Origin of the sequence: Streptomyces sp. (assembly GCF_019510245.1) — a bacterium.
Lineage (GTDB): Bacteria > Actinomycetota > Actinomycetes > Streptomycetales > Streptomycetaceae > Streptomyces.
Map to the genome: position 1 here is coordinate 157807 of NZ_JAEKKT010000147.1, position 13854 is coordinate 171660.

The window sequence follows — 13854 nt, forward strand, 5'->3', positions numbered from 1 at the left end:
TGCCAGGCGGCACGGACATCGGGGAGCGCCGGTCAGTAGCCGCGGTACTGCTGCTGTTGCTGGTTGTTGTACGGGTCCTGGTAGGGAGCCGTCGGCGCGGGGCGGGGAGCCGCCGGGCGCATCGCCTCGTAACCCGTGCCGCCCGTCATCGGACGCGGCGGCTGCGGCTGCTGGGCGGGGTAGCCGCGCGGTCCCGTCGCCTGCTGCGGGATGTAGGCCGTGGGCGCCTGCTGCAGCGGCGCGGGCTGCTGCATCTGCTGCGGGTAGCCGTAGCCCGGGGCCGGCTGGGAGGGGCCCGCCGGGAGGGCGGGCAGTGCCGACGGCAGCGCGGGCAGGTTGCTGAAGCTGCTCGGCGCGTCGTAGGCGGGAGGAACCCGGATCGGGGCGATCTGAGGGGTGCCCCGTTCGGCCACGAGCGAGTCGTAGATCGGAGTGTCCGGGAAGGAGGCGGAGTAGTAGCCGCCGCCATAGGTGGAGCGGGGGGAGGTCATGGCACATAAGGTAAGCCCACGATGTGCTGGTTGGGGAGACCGATAAGAGGGTTGTTTTCCGTGTCGGCAGTGACGGTGGATCCCCAATCCGAGCGAACTCGTCAAAAAAGGACGGCAAACAGCGTTTGGATCGTGTAAAGGCAGAGTTCCGAGGCGGTTACCGGCAGTTGGCCAGGGATCTTCCTGTGCCGCTCATGGGAGACCCCTGGCCCCGGGAATAGGTTGTGAGGGCAGGGATGTCCCGGGGCGGCCAGGGCGCGCTCGGCGTGCCGACACATGATGGGGGCGGACATGTCAATGCCGAAAGGATCGAATACACCGGTGCCGACCACGGCACTGCGTGTCGAATTGGGTTGGCGCTCCGGCCCGGGCGCCCCCGACGCGGACGCCTCGGCGCTGCTGCTGGTCGCCGGGAAAGTGCGCTCCGACAGGGACTTCGTCTTCTACAACCAGCCGGTGCACGCCTCGGGCGCGGTCCGGCACGAGGGCAAGCGGCGCTCCGGCGACCTGGTCACCGACACCCTTTTCGTCGACCTCGCGCGCGTGGAGACCCCGATCGAGCGGATCGTCCTGGCGGCCTCGGTCGATGGCGGAACGTTTGGGCAGGTCCCGGGCCTCTACGTCGAGGTCCGCGACGCGGCCGGCGGGCAGGTGGTCGCCCGGTTCGACAGTGCGGGCGCCACGGTGGAAACCGCTTTCGTGCTCGGTGAGTTGTACCGCCGCCAGGGCGGCTGGAAGTTCCGTGCGGTGGGGCAGGGGTACAGCAGCGGGCTCGAAGGACTAGCCACCGACTTCGGGATCACGGTGGACGAGCCGCAGCACCCGGCGCGGCCGCCCATGCCGCAGGGAGCCCCGCCGACCCCGCCCCCCGCCCCGGCTCCGGCCGCCCCGCCGGTCCCCGGGCCGGGCGCCCCGCCGCGGCCCGCCGGCCCGCCCTCCCCGCAGTACCCGGCGCCGGCCTCGGGCGCCCTGCCCGTCCCGCCGCCCCCGCCGCCCCCGCCGGCCGCACCGGTACGGCTGTCCAAGGTGACGCTCACCAAGGCGGCCCCTTCCGTGTCGCTGGCCAAACAGGGCGGCACCTCGGGGGCGCTGCGGGTCAACCTCAACTGGCAGGTCCGCAAACAGCTCCCGGGCTGGGGCGGCCGGCACGGCGGGGCGGCCGACCTCGACCTCGACCTGTGCGCCCTGTACGAGCTCGCCGACGGCCGCAAGGGCGTCGTCCAGGCGCTGGGCAACGCCTTCGGCTCCCTGAACCGGCCCCCGTACATCCACCTCGACGGTGACGACCGCACCGGTGCCGTGTCGAGCGGCGAGAACCTCACCGTCAACCTCGATCACCGGCAGGACTTCCGGCGCATCCTGGTCTTCGTGACGATCTATCAGGGCGCCACGTCCTTCGCCGACCTGCACGCCACCGTCACCCTCCAGCCCCAGCACGGCGCCCCGGTCGACTTCTCCCTGGACGAGTGCACGGTCCCCTCGACCGTGTGCGCGCTCGCGCTCCTCACCAGCACCGGCGGCGACCTCGTCGTCCAGCGCGAGGCCCGCTACCTGGTCCCGGAGCGCGGGGTGAGCCCGCAGAGGACCGTCGACCGCGCCTACGGCTGGGGCATGAACTGGACGCCCGGCCGCAAGTGACCGACGCGGGTGGTCAGCCCTCGTCGGTGACGGCGCCGGGACGCGCGTACGTACGGCCCTTCCAGGCCGCCCCGCGCCCCCGGTAGTGCTGCACCGCCGAGTCGACCGTCATGAGGAGGTAGAGGAACGCGGTGAACGGCAGCAGGGGAGCGAGCCACAGCGGCTGCCGGTAGTAGCGGAGCATCGGCAGGTACGTCGCGGTCATCACCAGCCAGGCGGCGGCGCCGAGGAGCACCGCCGGCGTGCTGCCGGTGACCGCGCCCGCCAGTACCGCCGCCGGCGGCACCAGGTAGACCAGCGCGAGACCGGCGACCGTACCGAGGAGCAGCAGCGGGTTGTGCCGCAGCTGTGCGTACGCGCTGCGGGAGACCATCCGCCACAGGTCGTGCAGGCGCGGATAGGGGCGCACGCTGTCCACCCGGTCGGCGAGCCCCAGCCAGATGTGCCCTCCGGCGCCCTTGACCGCGCGGGCGAGCGCCACGTCGTCGATCACGGCGTGCCGGATGGCGTCCGGGATGCGCGCCCGCTCCGCCGCGTCCGCGCGCAGCAGGACACAGCCGCCCGCCGCTGCCGCCGTGCGCGAGCCCTTCCGGCCGATCCGGCGGAACGGGTAGAGCTGGGCGAAGAAGTAGACGAAGGCGGGCACCACGAGACGCTCCCACAGACTCGCCACCCGCAGCCGGGCCATCTGCGAGACCACGTCGAAGCCGCCGGTGCGGGCGGCCGCCACCAGCAGCCGCAGGCTGTCCGGTTCATGTGCGATGTCGGCGTCCGTGAGCAGCAGGTACTCGGGGCCGCGCGCGCGTGCCAGGACGATGCCGTGCCGTACCGCCCACAGCTTGCCCGTCCAGCCCGCCGGCGGCTCGCCGGGCGAGGCCACGGTCAGCGGCAGCCCGCCCGGGCGCGCGGCCAGCTCCCGGGCCAGCTCCCCGGTGCCGTCCGTACTGCCGTCGTCGACCAGGAAGACCTCCGCCCGCCCCGGATAGTCCTGCGCCAGCAACGACGGCAGACTCAGGGGCAGTACGGCGGCCTCGTCCCGGGCCGGAACGACCACGCACACGTGCGGCCACCCGGCGGGCTCGCGCCGGGGCGGCAGCCGGACGTCGGTGCGCCAGAAGAAGCCCTGGCAGAGCAGCAGCCACAGCCAGGCGGCGAGGGATACGGCGGCGGTCCACGCGATGGCGCTCACGCGCGCAGTCTGCCCCATCCGAGCCGCCCCGAACGGCCCATCGTCTATCGTGGCCGGGTGAAGATCGCGCTCATCGACTCCGGAATCGGCCTGCTGGCGGCCACCGCAGCGGTACGGCGGCTGCGCCCCGACGCCGATCTCGTCCTCTCCTTCGACCCCGAGGGCATGCCCTGGGGCCCGCGCACTCCCGAGGGTGTCACCGAGCGCGCCCTCGCCGTAGCCGAGGCCGCCGCCGCCCGCCGGCCCGACGCGCTGATCATCGGCTGCAACACGGCCACCGTGCACTCCCTGCCCGCGCTGCGGGCCCGCCTGGAGCCCGGCATCCCGGTCATCGGCACGGTCCCGGCGATCAAGCCGGCCGCCGCCGGCGGCGGTCACGTCGCCATCTGGGCGACCCCCGCCACCACGGGCAGCGCGTACCAGCGGGGCCTCATCGAGGACTTCGCCGACGGCGTACCGGTCACCGAGGTGCCCTGCTGGGGGCTGGCCGAGGCCGTCGAGCACGCCGACCAGGCCGCCATCGACGCCGCCGTGACCGCGGCGGCCGAGCTCACGCCGGACGATGTGACGACCGTCGTCCTGGGCTGCACCCATTACGAACTCCTGGCGGAACGAATCCGCACCGCCGTCCAGCGCCCCGGCGCCGCCCCCCTCGCCCTGCACGGCTCCGCCGGCGCCGTGGCCGCCCAGGCGCTGCGCCGGATCGGCGCGCGGCCCGCCCCCGACGCACCGGCCACCGGCACGGTGACAGTGCTGCTCAACGGCCGGGAGGGCGAACTGCCCGAGGCCGCGCTCGGTTACGCCGAGGCCCGGCTGCTCCTGCTCCGCACAGCCAGCCCCGCCGCGTCCCAGTGAACCGTCCGGGGGCCGGGGATACCCCCGATGTGAGCAGTCACCCTCCGCAACGCGGTAGCCGCGCAGTGAAACCTGAGTAATCTCGTAGACATGAGGGAGCACCCCCGCGACCACACCCCGGACGAGGACGCCTCGCACCCGGATGTCTGGACCGGGCGCGCCACGAACCGGGTCCAGTGGCTGCTGGCGCTGGTCGGCGCGGCCTGCATGGCGCTCGGTATCGAACTGGCCGTGGACTCCGCCTGGACCTCGGGCGTCACCGCGCTGGTGATGGCCGTCGTGGGCTGTATCGCCGCCGGGCTGCTGGTCCTCTTCGGCACCCTCGCCTTCGTCCACGTCGACCTCAGACTCGACCGGGAGTGTCTCGAGGTCCGCTGCGGTCATATAGGAGTACCGCGCCGTCGTATTCCGCTCTCCCATGTGGTCGACGCCGACTTCTCCCCGCAGATCACCCCACGCCACTGGGGCGGCTGGGGCTATCGCTGGCGCCCCGAGAAGGGCACGGCCGTCGTCGTCCGCCGGGGCGAGGGCATCGTCCTGAGCCTGTGGGACGGCCACACCTTCACGATCACCGTGGACAACGCCGAGTCCGCGGTGCGGGTCATCCGGGAGCGCCTGCGGACCATCACCCCGGGCACGGCCCACTGACGCGAGCCGCACAAGGGGCTGGACCACACGGGGCTGGACCACATGTGGCGGGGACGGGTGTGGCTGGACCACATGTCCATCCAGTCGTACGGCTCAACCGCCCGGCGCCCCCGCCACCCAGGGACGGGCCGTCGCCAGGCCCGCCAGCAGGCCCGCGCCCGCCGACACCGCCGTGAAGCTCAGCGCGTCGCCGACCGCGGCGATCACGGCCAGAGCGGCCAGCGCCGCACCGGCGGTGAGGGCGACCGGTGTGGAGCGGGGGGACCGCCACAGGGCGTAGAGGACCCAGCAGAACGCGGTGGCCAGCAGCAGGACGCCGACCAGGCCCTGCTCGGCGGCCAGCTGGAGCGGTGCGGAGTGCGGCCTGCCGTCGGGCGGGAGGGTCCCGGACGCGGTGCCGCTCAGCTCGCCGAAGCGGCCGGGGCCGACGCCCACGGCGGTGTTCCGGTGCGCGAGACGTACCGCGTCCCGCCAGAGCCGGACGCGGTGCTCGGTGAGGGGACCCTCCAGCGCGGCGGCGAGGCCGGCGGGCAGGACGTCCGCGGCGGCCGCCCAGACCGTCCCCGTCACCAGCGCGACCGCCAGCGCCAGTCCGGCGACGGCCGGACCCCGCCGCCGCATCCGGCCGGCGGCCACGGAACACAGCAGGACGACGGCACTGGCCGCGCAGCCGGCCACCGAGCCCACGGCCGCCCCGGTCACCGCGATGCCGGCGGCCAGCGTCCGCAGTCCGGACCGCAGCGCCGGAACCGGCGTCGCCCAGGCGGCGCAGCACGCGCCGCCCGTCGCGAGTACCAGCAGCGCCGCGACGGCCCCCGCATGGCCGAGCGGCGTCCCGAACTGGGGGCCCGGCGCCAGCCGGGGCATCGCCACCGCGAACGCCAGACCGGCCAGCGCGCCCGCACACGGCGCGGCCACCGGCAGGAGCGCCCCGGACATCCGGCCGGCGGCATAGCCCGCGGCCACCGCGAGCACCGCCAGCAGCACCCCCTCGGGCCGCCCGTCGTGGCCGGCCGCCGAGATGAGCGGCCACGCGGCGCACGCCCCGAGCACCACGACGCCCACCACATCAGAAACGTTTCGTCTGTCGTTGTCCGCGCCCCTGTCGGCAGCGGACACCATCCCGGTCGACCCCACCGTCGCCCCCCGTGCCCCGGTCCCCCGACCTGCGGCGGGCCCCGCCGCCCGCCTCGGCACACCGTAACCGGTGATGCCCGCTTTGTGGACGACTTGGACGGGAACGGTGTGATTCCTGCGAGCCGAGACCGCGCTGTCGGCCGCAAGGTCAACCGCCGTACACTCCCCGGGTGACCGTCACCGCAACTTCCGTGGACCAGTCGGACCAGCTCACGCCGCGTCCCGCGCCCCGCGCCCGCGCCCTCCGGCTGCTCCGCCGCCTGGTCCCGGCCGCCGCCTCCGCGCTCAGCGGAGTGCTGCTGTACGTCAGCTTCCCGCCGCGCACCCTGTGGTGGCTGGCCCTGCCCGCCTTCGCCGGATTCGGGTGGGTGCTGCGCGGCCGTTCCTGGAAGGCGGCCCTCGGTCTCGGCTATGTCTTCGGGCTCGGTTTCCTGCTGCCCCTGCTGGTGTGGACCGGTGTCGAGGTCGGCCCCGGGCCGTGGCTGGCGCTGGTGGCCATAGAGGCGATCTTCATCGCGCTGGTGGGTGTGGGCGTGGCCGCCGTCTCCCGGCTGCCGGCCTGGCCGGTGTGGGCGGCCGCCCTGTGGATCGCGGGCGAGGCGGCACGCGCGCGTGTGCCCTTCCGCGGCTTTCCCTGGGGCAAGATCGCCTTCGGCCAGGCGGACGGTGTCTTCCTGCCGCTGGCCGCGGTGGGCGGTACCCCGGTGCTGGGTTTCGCCGTCGTCCTGTGCGGGTTCGGTCTGTACGAGGTGGGCCGGCTGGCCGTCGCGGGGCGGCGTACCCGTGAGATCCGGCGTGGGGCGGCGGCCGCGGCCCTGCTGAGCGTGGCCGTGCCCGTGGTGGGTGCGGTCGCGGCGCGGGGGCTGGTGAGCGACAAGGCCGAGGACGGTTCGGTCACCGTCGCGGTCATCCAGGGCAACGTGCCGCGGGCGGGCCTGGACTTCGCGTCGCAGCGCCAGGCCGTGCTCGACCACCACGTGAAGGAGACCCTCAAGCTGGCCGCCGACGTCAAGGCGGGCAAGGCCGCCAAGCCCGACTTCGTGCTGTGGCCGGAGAACTCCTCCGACGTCGACCCGTTCGCCGACGCCGACGCGGCCGCCGTGATCGACCAGGCCTCGAAGGCGGTGGGCGTGCCCATCTCGGTCGGCGGTGTCGTCGAGCGGGGCGGCAAGCTCCTCAACGAGCAGATCCTGTGGGACCCGGTCAAGGGCCCGACCGCGACGTACGACAAGCGGCAGATCCAGCCCTTCGGCGAGTACCTCCCGTTGCGCGGCCTGGTCGGCGCGATCAACAAGAACTGGACCAGCATGGTCCGCCAGGACTTCAGCCGGGGCACCGAGCCCGGCGTGTTCGACATCGACGGCACCAAGGTCGGCCTCGCCACCTGCTACGAGGCCGCCTTCGACTGGGACGTGCGGGACACCGTCACGCACGGCGCCGAGATGATCTCCGTGCCGAGCAACAACGCCACCTTCGACCGCAGCGAGATGACCTATCAGCAGCTCGCCATGTCCCGGATCCGCGCGGTCGAGCACAGCCGTACCGTCACCGTGCCGGTGACCAGCGGCGTCAGCGCGATCATCATGCCGGACGGGAAGATCACCCAGAAGACCGGCATGTTCGTGCCCGCCTACCTGGTGCAGAAGGTGCCGCTGCGCACCTCCGAGACGCCCGCGACCAAGCTGGGCATCCTCCCGGAGATCGCATTGCTGCTGGTCGCGGCGGGCGGGGTCGGCTGGGCGATCGGGGCCGGAGTGCGCGGCCGGCGCGCCGGTGACGTGTAGCCGTACACCCGCTGTACGCCCCGTGGCTTCGGCCGGGTGCGGGGAAGCGGGCGGTTAGGGTCGCCTCATGGCTACTCCTGACTTCATCCGCACGATCCGGGCCGCCGCGGGCCACCAGCTCCTCTGGCTGCCCGGGATCACCGCCATCGTCTTCGACGACGAGGGCAGAGTGCTGCTGGGCCGCCGCACCGACACCCGCAAGTGGTCGGTGATCGGCGGCATTCCGGAGCCGGGGGAGCAGCCTGCGGCCTGCGCCGTGCGGGAGGTCTTCGAGGAGACCGCGGTGCGCTGTGTCGCCGAGCGGGTGGTCCTCGTCCAGGCGCTGGAGCCCGTCACCTACCCGAACGCGGACGTCTGCCAGTACATGGACATCACGTTCCGCTGCCGGGCCGTCGGCGGCGAGGCCCGGGTGAACGACGACGAGTCGCTGGAGGTGGCCTGGTTCGACGTGGACGCCCTGCCGGACCTGAACGAGTTCGGGGTGTTCCGGATCAAGCAGGCCATGTCGGATGCACCCACATGGTTCGACCCTACGGCTTTCGGCTGAAGTATGTGTGCTGACGCTATGTGGGAGCGGAGGGCCGCCACCTAGGGTCGATCCATGAGCCCGCCCAGCGCCCGCACCGCCCCCGCCCTCGACCTGAACGGCCGCACCGCCCTCGTCACCGGCGCCGCCGGAGGCATCGGCCGCGCCTGCGCCCTGCGTCTCGCGGCCGCCGGCGCCAGGGTCAGAGCCGTCGACCGGGACGGGCCAGGACTGGCCGAACTCGTGGACGCGGCCGGGCGGACGCTCGGCCCGGCGGGCGGCGGGGCCGTCGAACCGTACGTCCTCGACCTCACCGACCTGGACGCGGCCGAACACGCCGCCGCCGGCACCGACGTCCTCGTCAACAACGCGGGCCTCCAGCTGGTGCGCCCCATCGAGGAGTTCCCGCCGGACGTCTTCCACACCGTGCTGACCGTGATGCTGGAGGCGCCGTTCCGGCTCATCAGGGGTGCGCTGCCGCACATGTACGGGCAGGGCTGGGGACGGATCGTGAACATCTCCTCCGTCCACGGGCTGCGCGCCTCCGCCTACAAGTCCGCCTATGTGGCCGCCAAACACGGTCTGGAGGGACTGTCGAAGACGGCCGCTCTGGAGGGCGCGCCCCACGGGGTGACCTCCAACTGCGTGAACCCGGGCTACGTCCGCACCCCGCTCGTCGAGAAGCAGCTCGCCGACCAGGCACGGGCGCACGGCATCCCCGAGGAGCGGGTGCTGTCCGAGGTCCTCCTGACCGACAGCGCCGTCAAGCGGCTCGTCGAACCGGACGAGGTCGCCGAGGCCGTGGCCTATCTCTGCGGCCCCCAGGCATCCTTCGTCACGGGCACCTCGCTGGTGCTCGACGGCGGCTGGACGGCCCACTGACGGACCGGGCACCCGCCGGTCCGCGAGTTTTCCACAGGCCCGACGGGCCGGAGCGGCGATGCGGAATCCTGTGACCATGTCTCGCAATCACGTGCAGTCCGCCAGGCGGCCGGCCCCGGCCCCGGCGGCCGGCGCCCTCGAGCTGGGCGCCGAAGCGCCCGGGGGCGCCGAGCAGGCGTACCTCGAACTGCTGGCCAGGGGCGCCTCGGCGGAGGCGTACGAGCAACCGGTGCTGCTCGCCCGCGCCGAGAACCGGCCGCCGGAGCGGATCGCCGCCCTGGAGCGGGCCAAGCTCCTCGCACTGCGGGTGCGCACCGAGCTGGAGGGCAGACGCCGACGCGAGGCCGAGCTGTCCGCCCTGTTCGAGACCGCGCACGACCTGGCAGGGCTGCGGGACGTGGACGCCGTGCTCCAGGCGATCGTCCAGCGCGCCCGCTCCCTGCTCGGCACCGACGTCGCCTACCTGAGCCTCAACGACCCGGCGCGCGGCGACACCTACATGCGGGTGACCGAGGGCTCGGTCGCGGCCCGCTTCCAGCAGCTGCGGCTCGGCATGGGGGAGGGGCTCGGCGGACTCGTCGCGCAGACCGCGCGGCCGTACGTCACCGACGACTACTTCAAGGACGACCGCTTCCGGCACACGCTCACCATCGACGCCGGAGTGCGCGACGAGGGGCTGGTCGCCATCCTCGGCGTCCCGCTCATGCTCGGGCCGCACGTCATCGGGGTGCTGTTCGCGGCGGACCGGCGGGCTCGCGTCTTCGAACGGGAGCAGATCGCCCTGCTCGGATCCTTCGCCGCGCTCGCCGCGGCCGCCATCGACACGGCGAACCTGCTCACCGAGACCCGTTCGGCCATGGCCGGACTGGAGCGGGCCAACGAGATCATCAAGGAGCACAGCGCGGTCATCGAACGCGCCTCGGACATCCACGACCGGCTCGCCGAGCTCGTGCTGCGCGGCGGCCAGGTCCACGACGTGGCCGCCGCCGTCTCCCAGGTCCTCGGCGGCACGGTCGAGTTCACCGACACCGCCGACCCGCGGTCGCTGGAGACGTCGCGCACGGAGGGGCACGCGGTGCGGCACGGCGGCGACTGGATCGCCGCGGTCGCCGCCGGCGGCGAACTCCTCGGCGCGCTGGTGCTGCGCGGCCGCCCCGGTCTCGACCCCGTCGACCAGCGCACCCTGGAACGCGCCGCGATGGTCACCTCGCTGCTCCTGCTGGCCCGCCGCTCCGCCGCCGAGGCCGAACAGCGGGTGCGCGGCGAACTGCTCGACGACCTCCTCGACGCCCGTGACCGCGAACCGCGCCAACTGCGCGAGCGCGCCGCCCGGTTGCAGGCCGACCTCGACGCCACCCACGTCGTGCTCGCCGCCCGGCTGGAGAGCCCGGTGGCGGACGCCGAGGAGGCGGCGGCAGCGCGCCGCCGGCTGTGGTCGGCCGCCTCCCACCTCGCCACCACCCGGCACGGCCTGGCCGCCGCCCGCGACGGCGGCACCGTCCTGCTGCTGCCCCTCGACCCCGGCGACACCGCCGCCGACGTGGCTCGGCGCACCGCCCGGCACCTCGGTACCGCCGTCCACCAGCCGGTGACCGTCGGCGCCTCCGCACCCGTCGCCGGCCTCGCCACCCGCCCCGAGGCCGTGGCCGCCGGCTACGCCGAGGGCCGCCGCTGCCTGGACGCGCTGAACGTCCTCGGCCGGGGCGGTGACGGGGCCGCCGCCGAGGACTTCGGCTTCCTCGGCCTGCTCCTCGCCGGGGAACGGGACGTCGCCGCATTCGTCACCCGCACCATCGGCCCGGTGGCCGCCTACGACCGGCGGCGCGGCACGGAACTGCTGCGCACCCTCGACGCGTACTTCGCCTGCGGGGCGAGTCCGGCCCGCACGAAGGACGAACTCCACGTCCACGTGAACACGGTGGCCCAGCGGCTGGAGCGGGTGGCCCGCCTCCTCGGCGACGACTGGCAGAGTCCCGCTCGCGCCCTGGAGATCCAACTGGCGCTGCGCCTGCACCGGCTGGGGGCGCCGCCGGAGCGCCGCTGATCCCCGGAGGCGGGGGACCGGCGGCGCGGGCTCAGCGGGCGGCCACGTCCTCGCCGCGTGCCGGGACGGCCGTGGTGCCGTCGTCGGCCAGGTCACGCCGCCGGGTCTCCTTGGCCACGCCCACCGCTACCAGGGTGAGCACCGACGCCGCGATCACGTACAGGGCGATCGGCGTCGGGCTGTCGTAGTCGGCCAGCAGGGCGGTGGCGACGAGCGGGGCGGGCGCACCCGCGGCGACGGAGGCGAACTGGGCGCCGACGGAGGCCCCGGAGTAGCGCATCCGGGTCGCGAACATCTCGGCGAAGAACGCGGCCTGGGGCGCGTACATGGCGCCGTGCAGCACCAGGCCGACGGTCACCGCCAGGACCAGGTACCCGAACCGCCCGGTGTCGGCGAGGGCGAAGAACGGGAACATCCACAGCCCGATCCCGGCCGCGCCCAGCAGGTACACGGGCCGCCGGCCGACCCGGTCTGACAGCGCGCCCCACGCCGGGATCACGGCGAAGTGCACGGCGGAGCCGATGAGTACGGCGTTCAGCGCGGTCTGCTCGGAGACACCGGCGGAGGTGGTGGCGTAGACGAGGACGAAGGCGGTGATGACGTAGTAGCTGATGTTCTCCGCCATCCGCGCGCCCATCGCGACGAGCACGTCACGCCAGTGGTGCCGCAACACGGCGACGAGCGGCGGCTGTTCGGCCCTCCCGGCGTTCCGCCGGGCCTCGGAGCGTGCCAACGCCGCGCGGAACACGGGTGATTCGTCGACGGAGAGCCGGATCCACAGACCGACGACGACCAGCACACCGGAGAGCAGGAACGGGATCCGCCAGCCCCAGCTCGCGAACGCGCCGTCGGACAGGACGGCGGTGAGCAGCGACAGCACACCGGTCGCCAGCAGCTGGCCTGCCGGGGCCCCGGTCTGCGGCCACGAGGCCCAGAAGCCGCGCCGGCGTGCGTCGCCGTGCTCGGAGACGAGCAGGACGGCGCCGCCCCACTCACCGCCCAGCGCGAACCCCTGGACGAGCCGCAGCAGGGTCAGCAGTACGGGCGCCGCACCGCCGACCGTCGCATGGGTGGGCAGCAGCCCGATCGCGAACGTCGCGCCTCCCATGAGCAGCAGACTCAGCACGAGCAGCCGCTTGCGCCCGAGCCGGTCGCCGTAGTGCCCGAACACCAGGGCACCGAGCGGCCGTGCCGCGAACCCGACGGCGTACGTCAGGAACGACAGCAACGTGCCGACGAGCGGGTCGGAGTCCGGGAAGAACAGCTTGTTGAAGACGAGGGCGGCCGCGGAACCGTAGAGGAAGAAGTCGTACCACTCGATGGTGGTGCCGATGAGGCCGGCGGCGACGATCCTGGGGAGCTTGGCGGTGGTCGGTGGAGCTGATGCTGCGGAGGCCATGTGCGCCACTTCCTCGTGTGCGGTGGGGGCGGGTACGTGTCGGCACACGGTAGAAACACGCAGGTCAGACTCACATGTGACGGAGTAACATAGTTCGGGGATCGGCTACGTGTGCGGCCACCATGCCGGCTCACGACAGGGTGGTTCAGGGACTCGAAGGTGGTCGAAACGAGTGCCGTCCGGGACGCGTGGTTCGGGGTGATTTGACGGTGCGGTGCTGACTCCCGTGCTGACTTGGTGCTGACTGCGCTCCGTTCAACTCGGACATCTGGGGTTGATCGGCTCAGAGTCGTCGCGTGGTAGGTGACCGGGCTGAGAGTGGTCACCCCGTCGGCGGTGTCCTGGGGGACATTTCGCCGTAGGCCCGATGGATCGCGGCGTCGTAATGTATGCGCGTGACCGATCCCGCCCCCCGCCCTCAGGCCCTTCTGCTGAGCTTCCTCGGTGACGAGGTGTTGGGCCGCGGTGAGTGCGTGTACACGGGCAGCATCATCGAGGTGTTCCGGCATGCCGGGGTCGGAGAACAGGCCACCCGGTCCACCCTCACCCGCATGGTCGACCGGGGGCTGCTGCGTCGCCGACGCGAGGGGCGACGGGTCTACGTCGGTCTCACCGACCGCTCGGAGGCGATCCTGCGTGACGGAGAGCGGCGCATCTGGAAGGCGGGCGCGGTCAACCGGGACTGGGACGGCACCTGGACGCTCCTGGGCTTCTCGCTTCCGGAGTCCTGGCAACGCCAGCGGCACGACCTGCGTTCGCAGCTGACCTGGGCGGGGTTCGGCGCGTTGTTCGGCGGGCTGTGGATCGCGCCGGGCGATGTCGACGTCTCCGGGATCGTCGCCGAACTGGGTCTGGCCGCGCACGTGAAGGTGTTCCGGGCCCGCGCAGACGCCGGCATGGACATCGCCGAGATGATCGACGATGCCTGGGATCTGCAGGAACTGGCCAACCGCTACCGGGCCTTCGAGGAGGCCTGGAAGCCGTACGTCTCGGGCGGTGCGGACCTGGCCGCGGAGAAGGCCCTCGCGCTGCGTCTCCGGTTGACCGCGGAGTGGCTGCAGGTCATCCGCACCGACCCCAGGCTGCCCGTACTTCACCTGCCGGCGACCTGGCCCGCGGGGACGGCGGAGGAGACGTTCCGTGTGGTTCACGCCCGGCTGGAGGCGCCGGCCCGGGAGGCGGCGCGCCGACTGATCGAGACGGTTCCGGCGTAGCCGCAGCACGCTGTCCATGCCGTCGTGTCGGCTTCAGTCATGTTGTG

At 73.3% G+C, this 13854-nt stretch carries 12 protein-coding genes; 8 read left to right on the forward strand and 4 right to left on the reverse strand.

Annotated features, from left to right (window positions below):
• Positions 1 to 32 precede the first annotated feature (32 nt).
• Positions 33 to 491: a DUF6643 family protein gene (locus tag JF597_RS26175; protein WP_293999460.1), complete on the reverse strand. Its 459-nt coding sequence runs from the start codon at positions 489 to 491 to the stop codon at positions 33 to 35.
• A 279-nt stretch (positions 492 to 770) separates the two neighbouring features.
• On the opposite strand from JF597_RS26175, the gene JF597_RS26180 reads away from it, so the two are divergent.
• Positions 771 to 2129, forward strand: a complete 1359-nt coding sequence (locus tag JF597_RS26180; protein ID WP_293999578.1) for a TerD family protein — start codon at positions 771 to 773, stop codon at positions 2127 to 2129.
• 13 nt (positions 2130 to 2142) lie between these two features.
• Here the strand turns inward: JF597_RS26180 and JF597_RS26185 are convergent, their stop codons facing one another.
• Positions 2143 to 3336, reverse strand: a complete 1194-nt coding sequence (locus JF597_RS26185; RefSeq protein WP_293999462.1) for a glycosyltransferase — start codon at positions 3334 to 3336, stop codon at positions 2143 to 2145.
• Positions 3337 to 3375: 39 nt separating this feature from the next.
• Between JF597_RS26185 and JF597_RS26190 the strand changes: the two genes are divergently transcribed.
• Together JF597_RS26190 and JF597_RS26195 are read left to right on the forward strand one after the other, a co-directional pair.
• On the forward strand, positions 3376 to 4173 hold the full coding sequence (locus tag JF597_RS26190) for an aspartate/glutamate racemase family protein (RefSeq protein WP_293999464.1): 798 nt from the start codon (positions 3376 to 3378) through the stop codon (positions 4171 to 4173).
• A 90-nt stretch (positions 4174 to 4263) separates the two neighbouring features.
• Entirely contained in the window at positions 4264 to 4821 is a 558-nt protein-coding gene (locus JF597_RS26195) for a hypothetical protein (protein WP_293999467.1), read from the forward strand.
• A gap of 93 nt (positions 4822 to 4914) precedes the next feature.
• Here JF597_RS26195 and JF597_RS26200 read toward each other — a convergent pair whose 3' ends face one another.
• Positions 4915 to 5943: an O-antigen ligase family protein gene (locus tag JF597_RS26200; RefSeq protein ID WP_293999470.1), complete on the reverse strand. Its 1029-nt coding sequence runs from the start codon at positions 5941 to 5943 to the stop codon at positions 4915 to 4917.
• Positions 5944 to 6128: 185 nt separating this feature from the next.
• Here JF597_RS26200 and lnt point away from each other — a divergent pair, with 185 nt between their 5' ends.
• The 4 genes from lnt to JF597_RS26220 all read left to right on the forward strand — a co-directional run bounded on the left by lnt (position 6129) and on the right by JF597_RS26220 (position 11194).
• Positions 6129 to 7742: an apolipoprotein N-acyltransferase gene (gene lnt / locus JF597_RS26205; protein ID WP_293999471.1), complete on the forward strand. Its 1614-nt coding sequence runs from the start codon at positions 6129 to 6131 to the stop codon at positions 7740 to 7742.
• A gap of 67 nt (positions 7743 to 7809) precedes the next feature.
• A complete protein-coding gene (locus JF597_RS26210) occupies positions 7810 to 8289 on the forward strand; it encodes an NUDIX domain-containing protein (protein WP_293999473.1) in 480 nt (159 codons plus the stop codon).
• A 54-nt stretch (positions 8290 to 8343) separates the two neighbouring features.
• Positions 8344 to 9150, forward strand: coding sequence for a 3-hydroxybutyrate dehydrogenase (locus JF597_RS26215; protein ID WP_293999474.1), 807 nt, complete (start codon positions 8344 to 8346; stop codon positions 9148 to 9150).
• Positions 9151 to 9226: 76 nt separating this feature from the next.
• Complete coding sequence (locus tag JF597_RS26220; protein ID WP_293999476.1) at positions 9227 to 11194, forward strand: GAF domain-containing protein; 1968 nt, start codon at positions 9227 to 9229, stop codon at positions 11192 to 11194.
• A 31-nt stretch (positions 11195 to 11225) separates the two neighbouring features.
• On the opposite strand, the gene JF597_RS26225 is transcribed toward JF597_RS26220, so the two are convergent.
• Positions 11226 to 12593, reverse strand: a complete 1368-nt coding sequence (locus tag JF597_RS26225; protein WP_293999479.1) for an MFS transporter — start codon at positions 12591 to 12593, stop codon at positions 11226 to 11228.
• A 389-nt stretch (positions 12594 to 12982) separates the two neighbouring features.
• Here JF597_RS26225 and JF597_RS26230 point away from each other — a divergent pair, with 389 nt between their 5' ends.
• Complete coding sequence (locus tag JF597_RS26230) at positions 12983 to 13807, forward strand: PaaX family transcriptional regulator C-terminal domain-containing protein (protein WP_293999481.1); 825 nt, start codon at positions 12983 to 12985, stop codon at positions 13805 to 13807.
• The last annotated feature ends 47 nt before the right edge of the window (positions 13808 to 13854 follow it).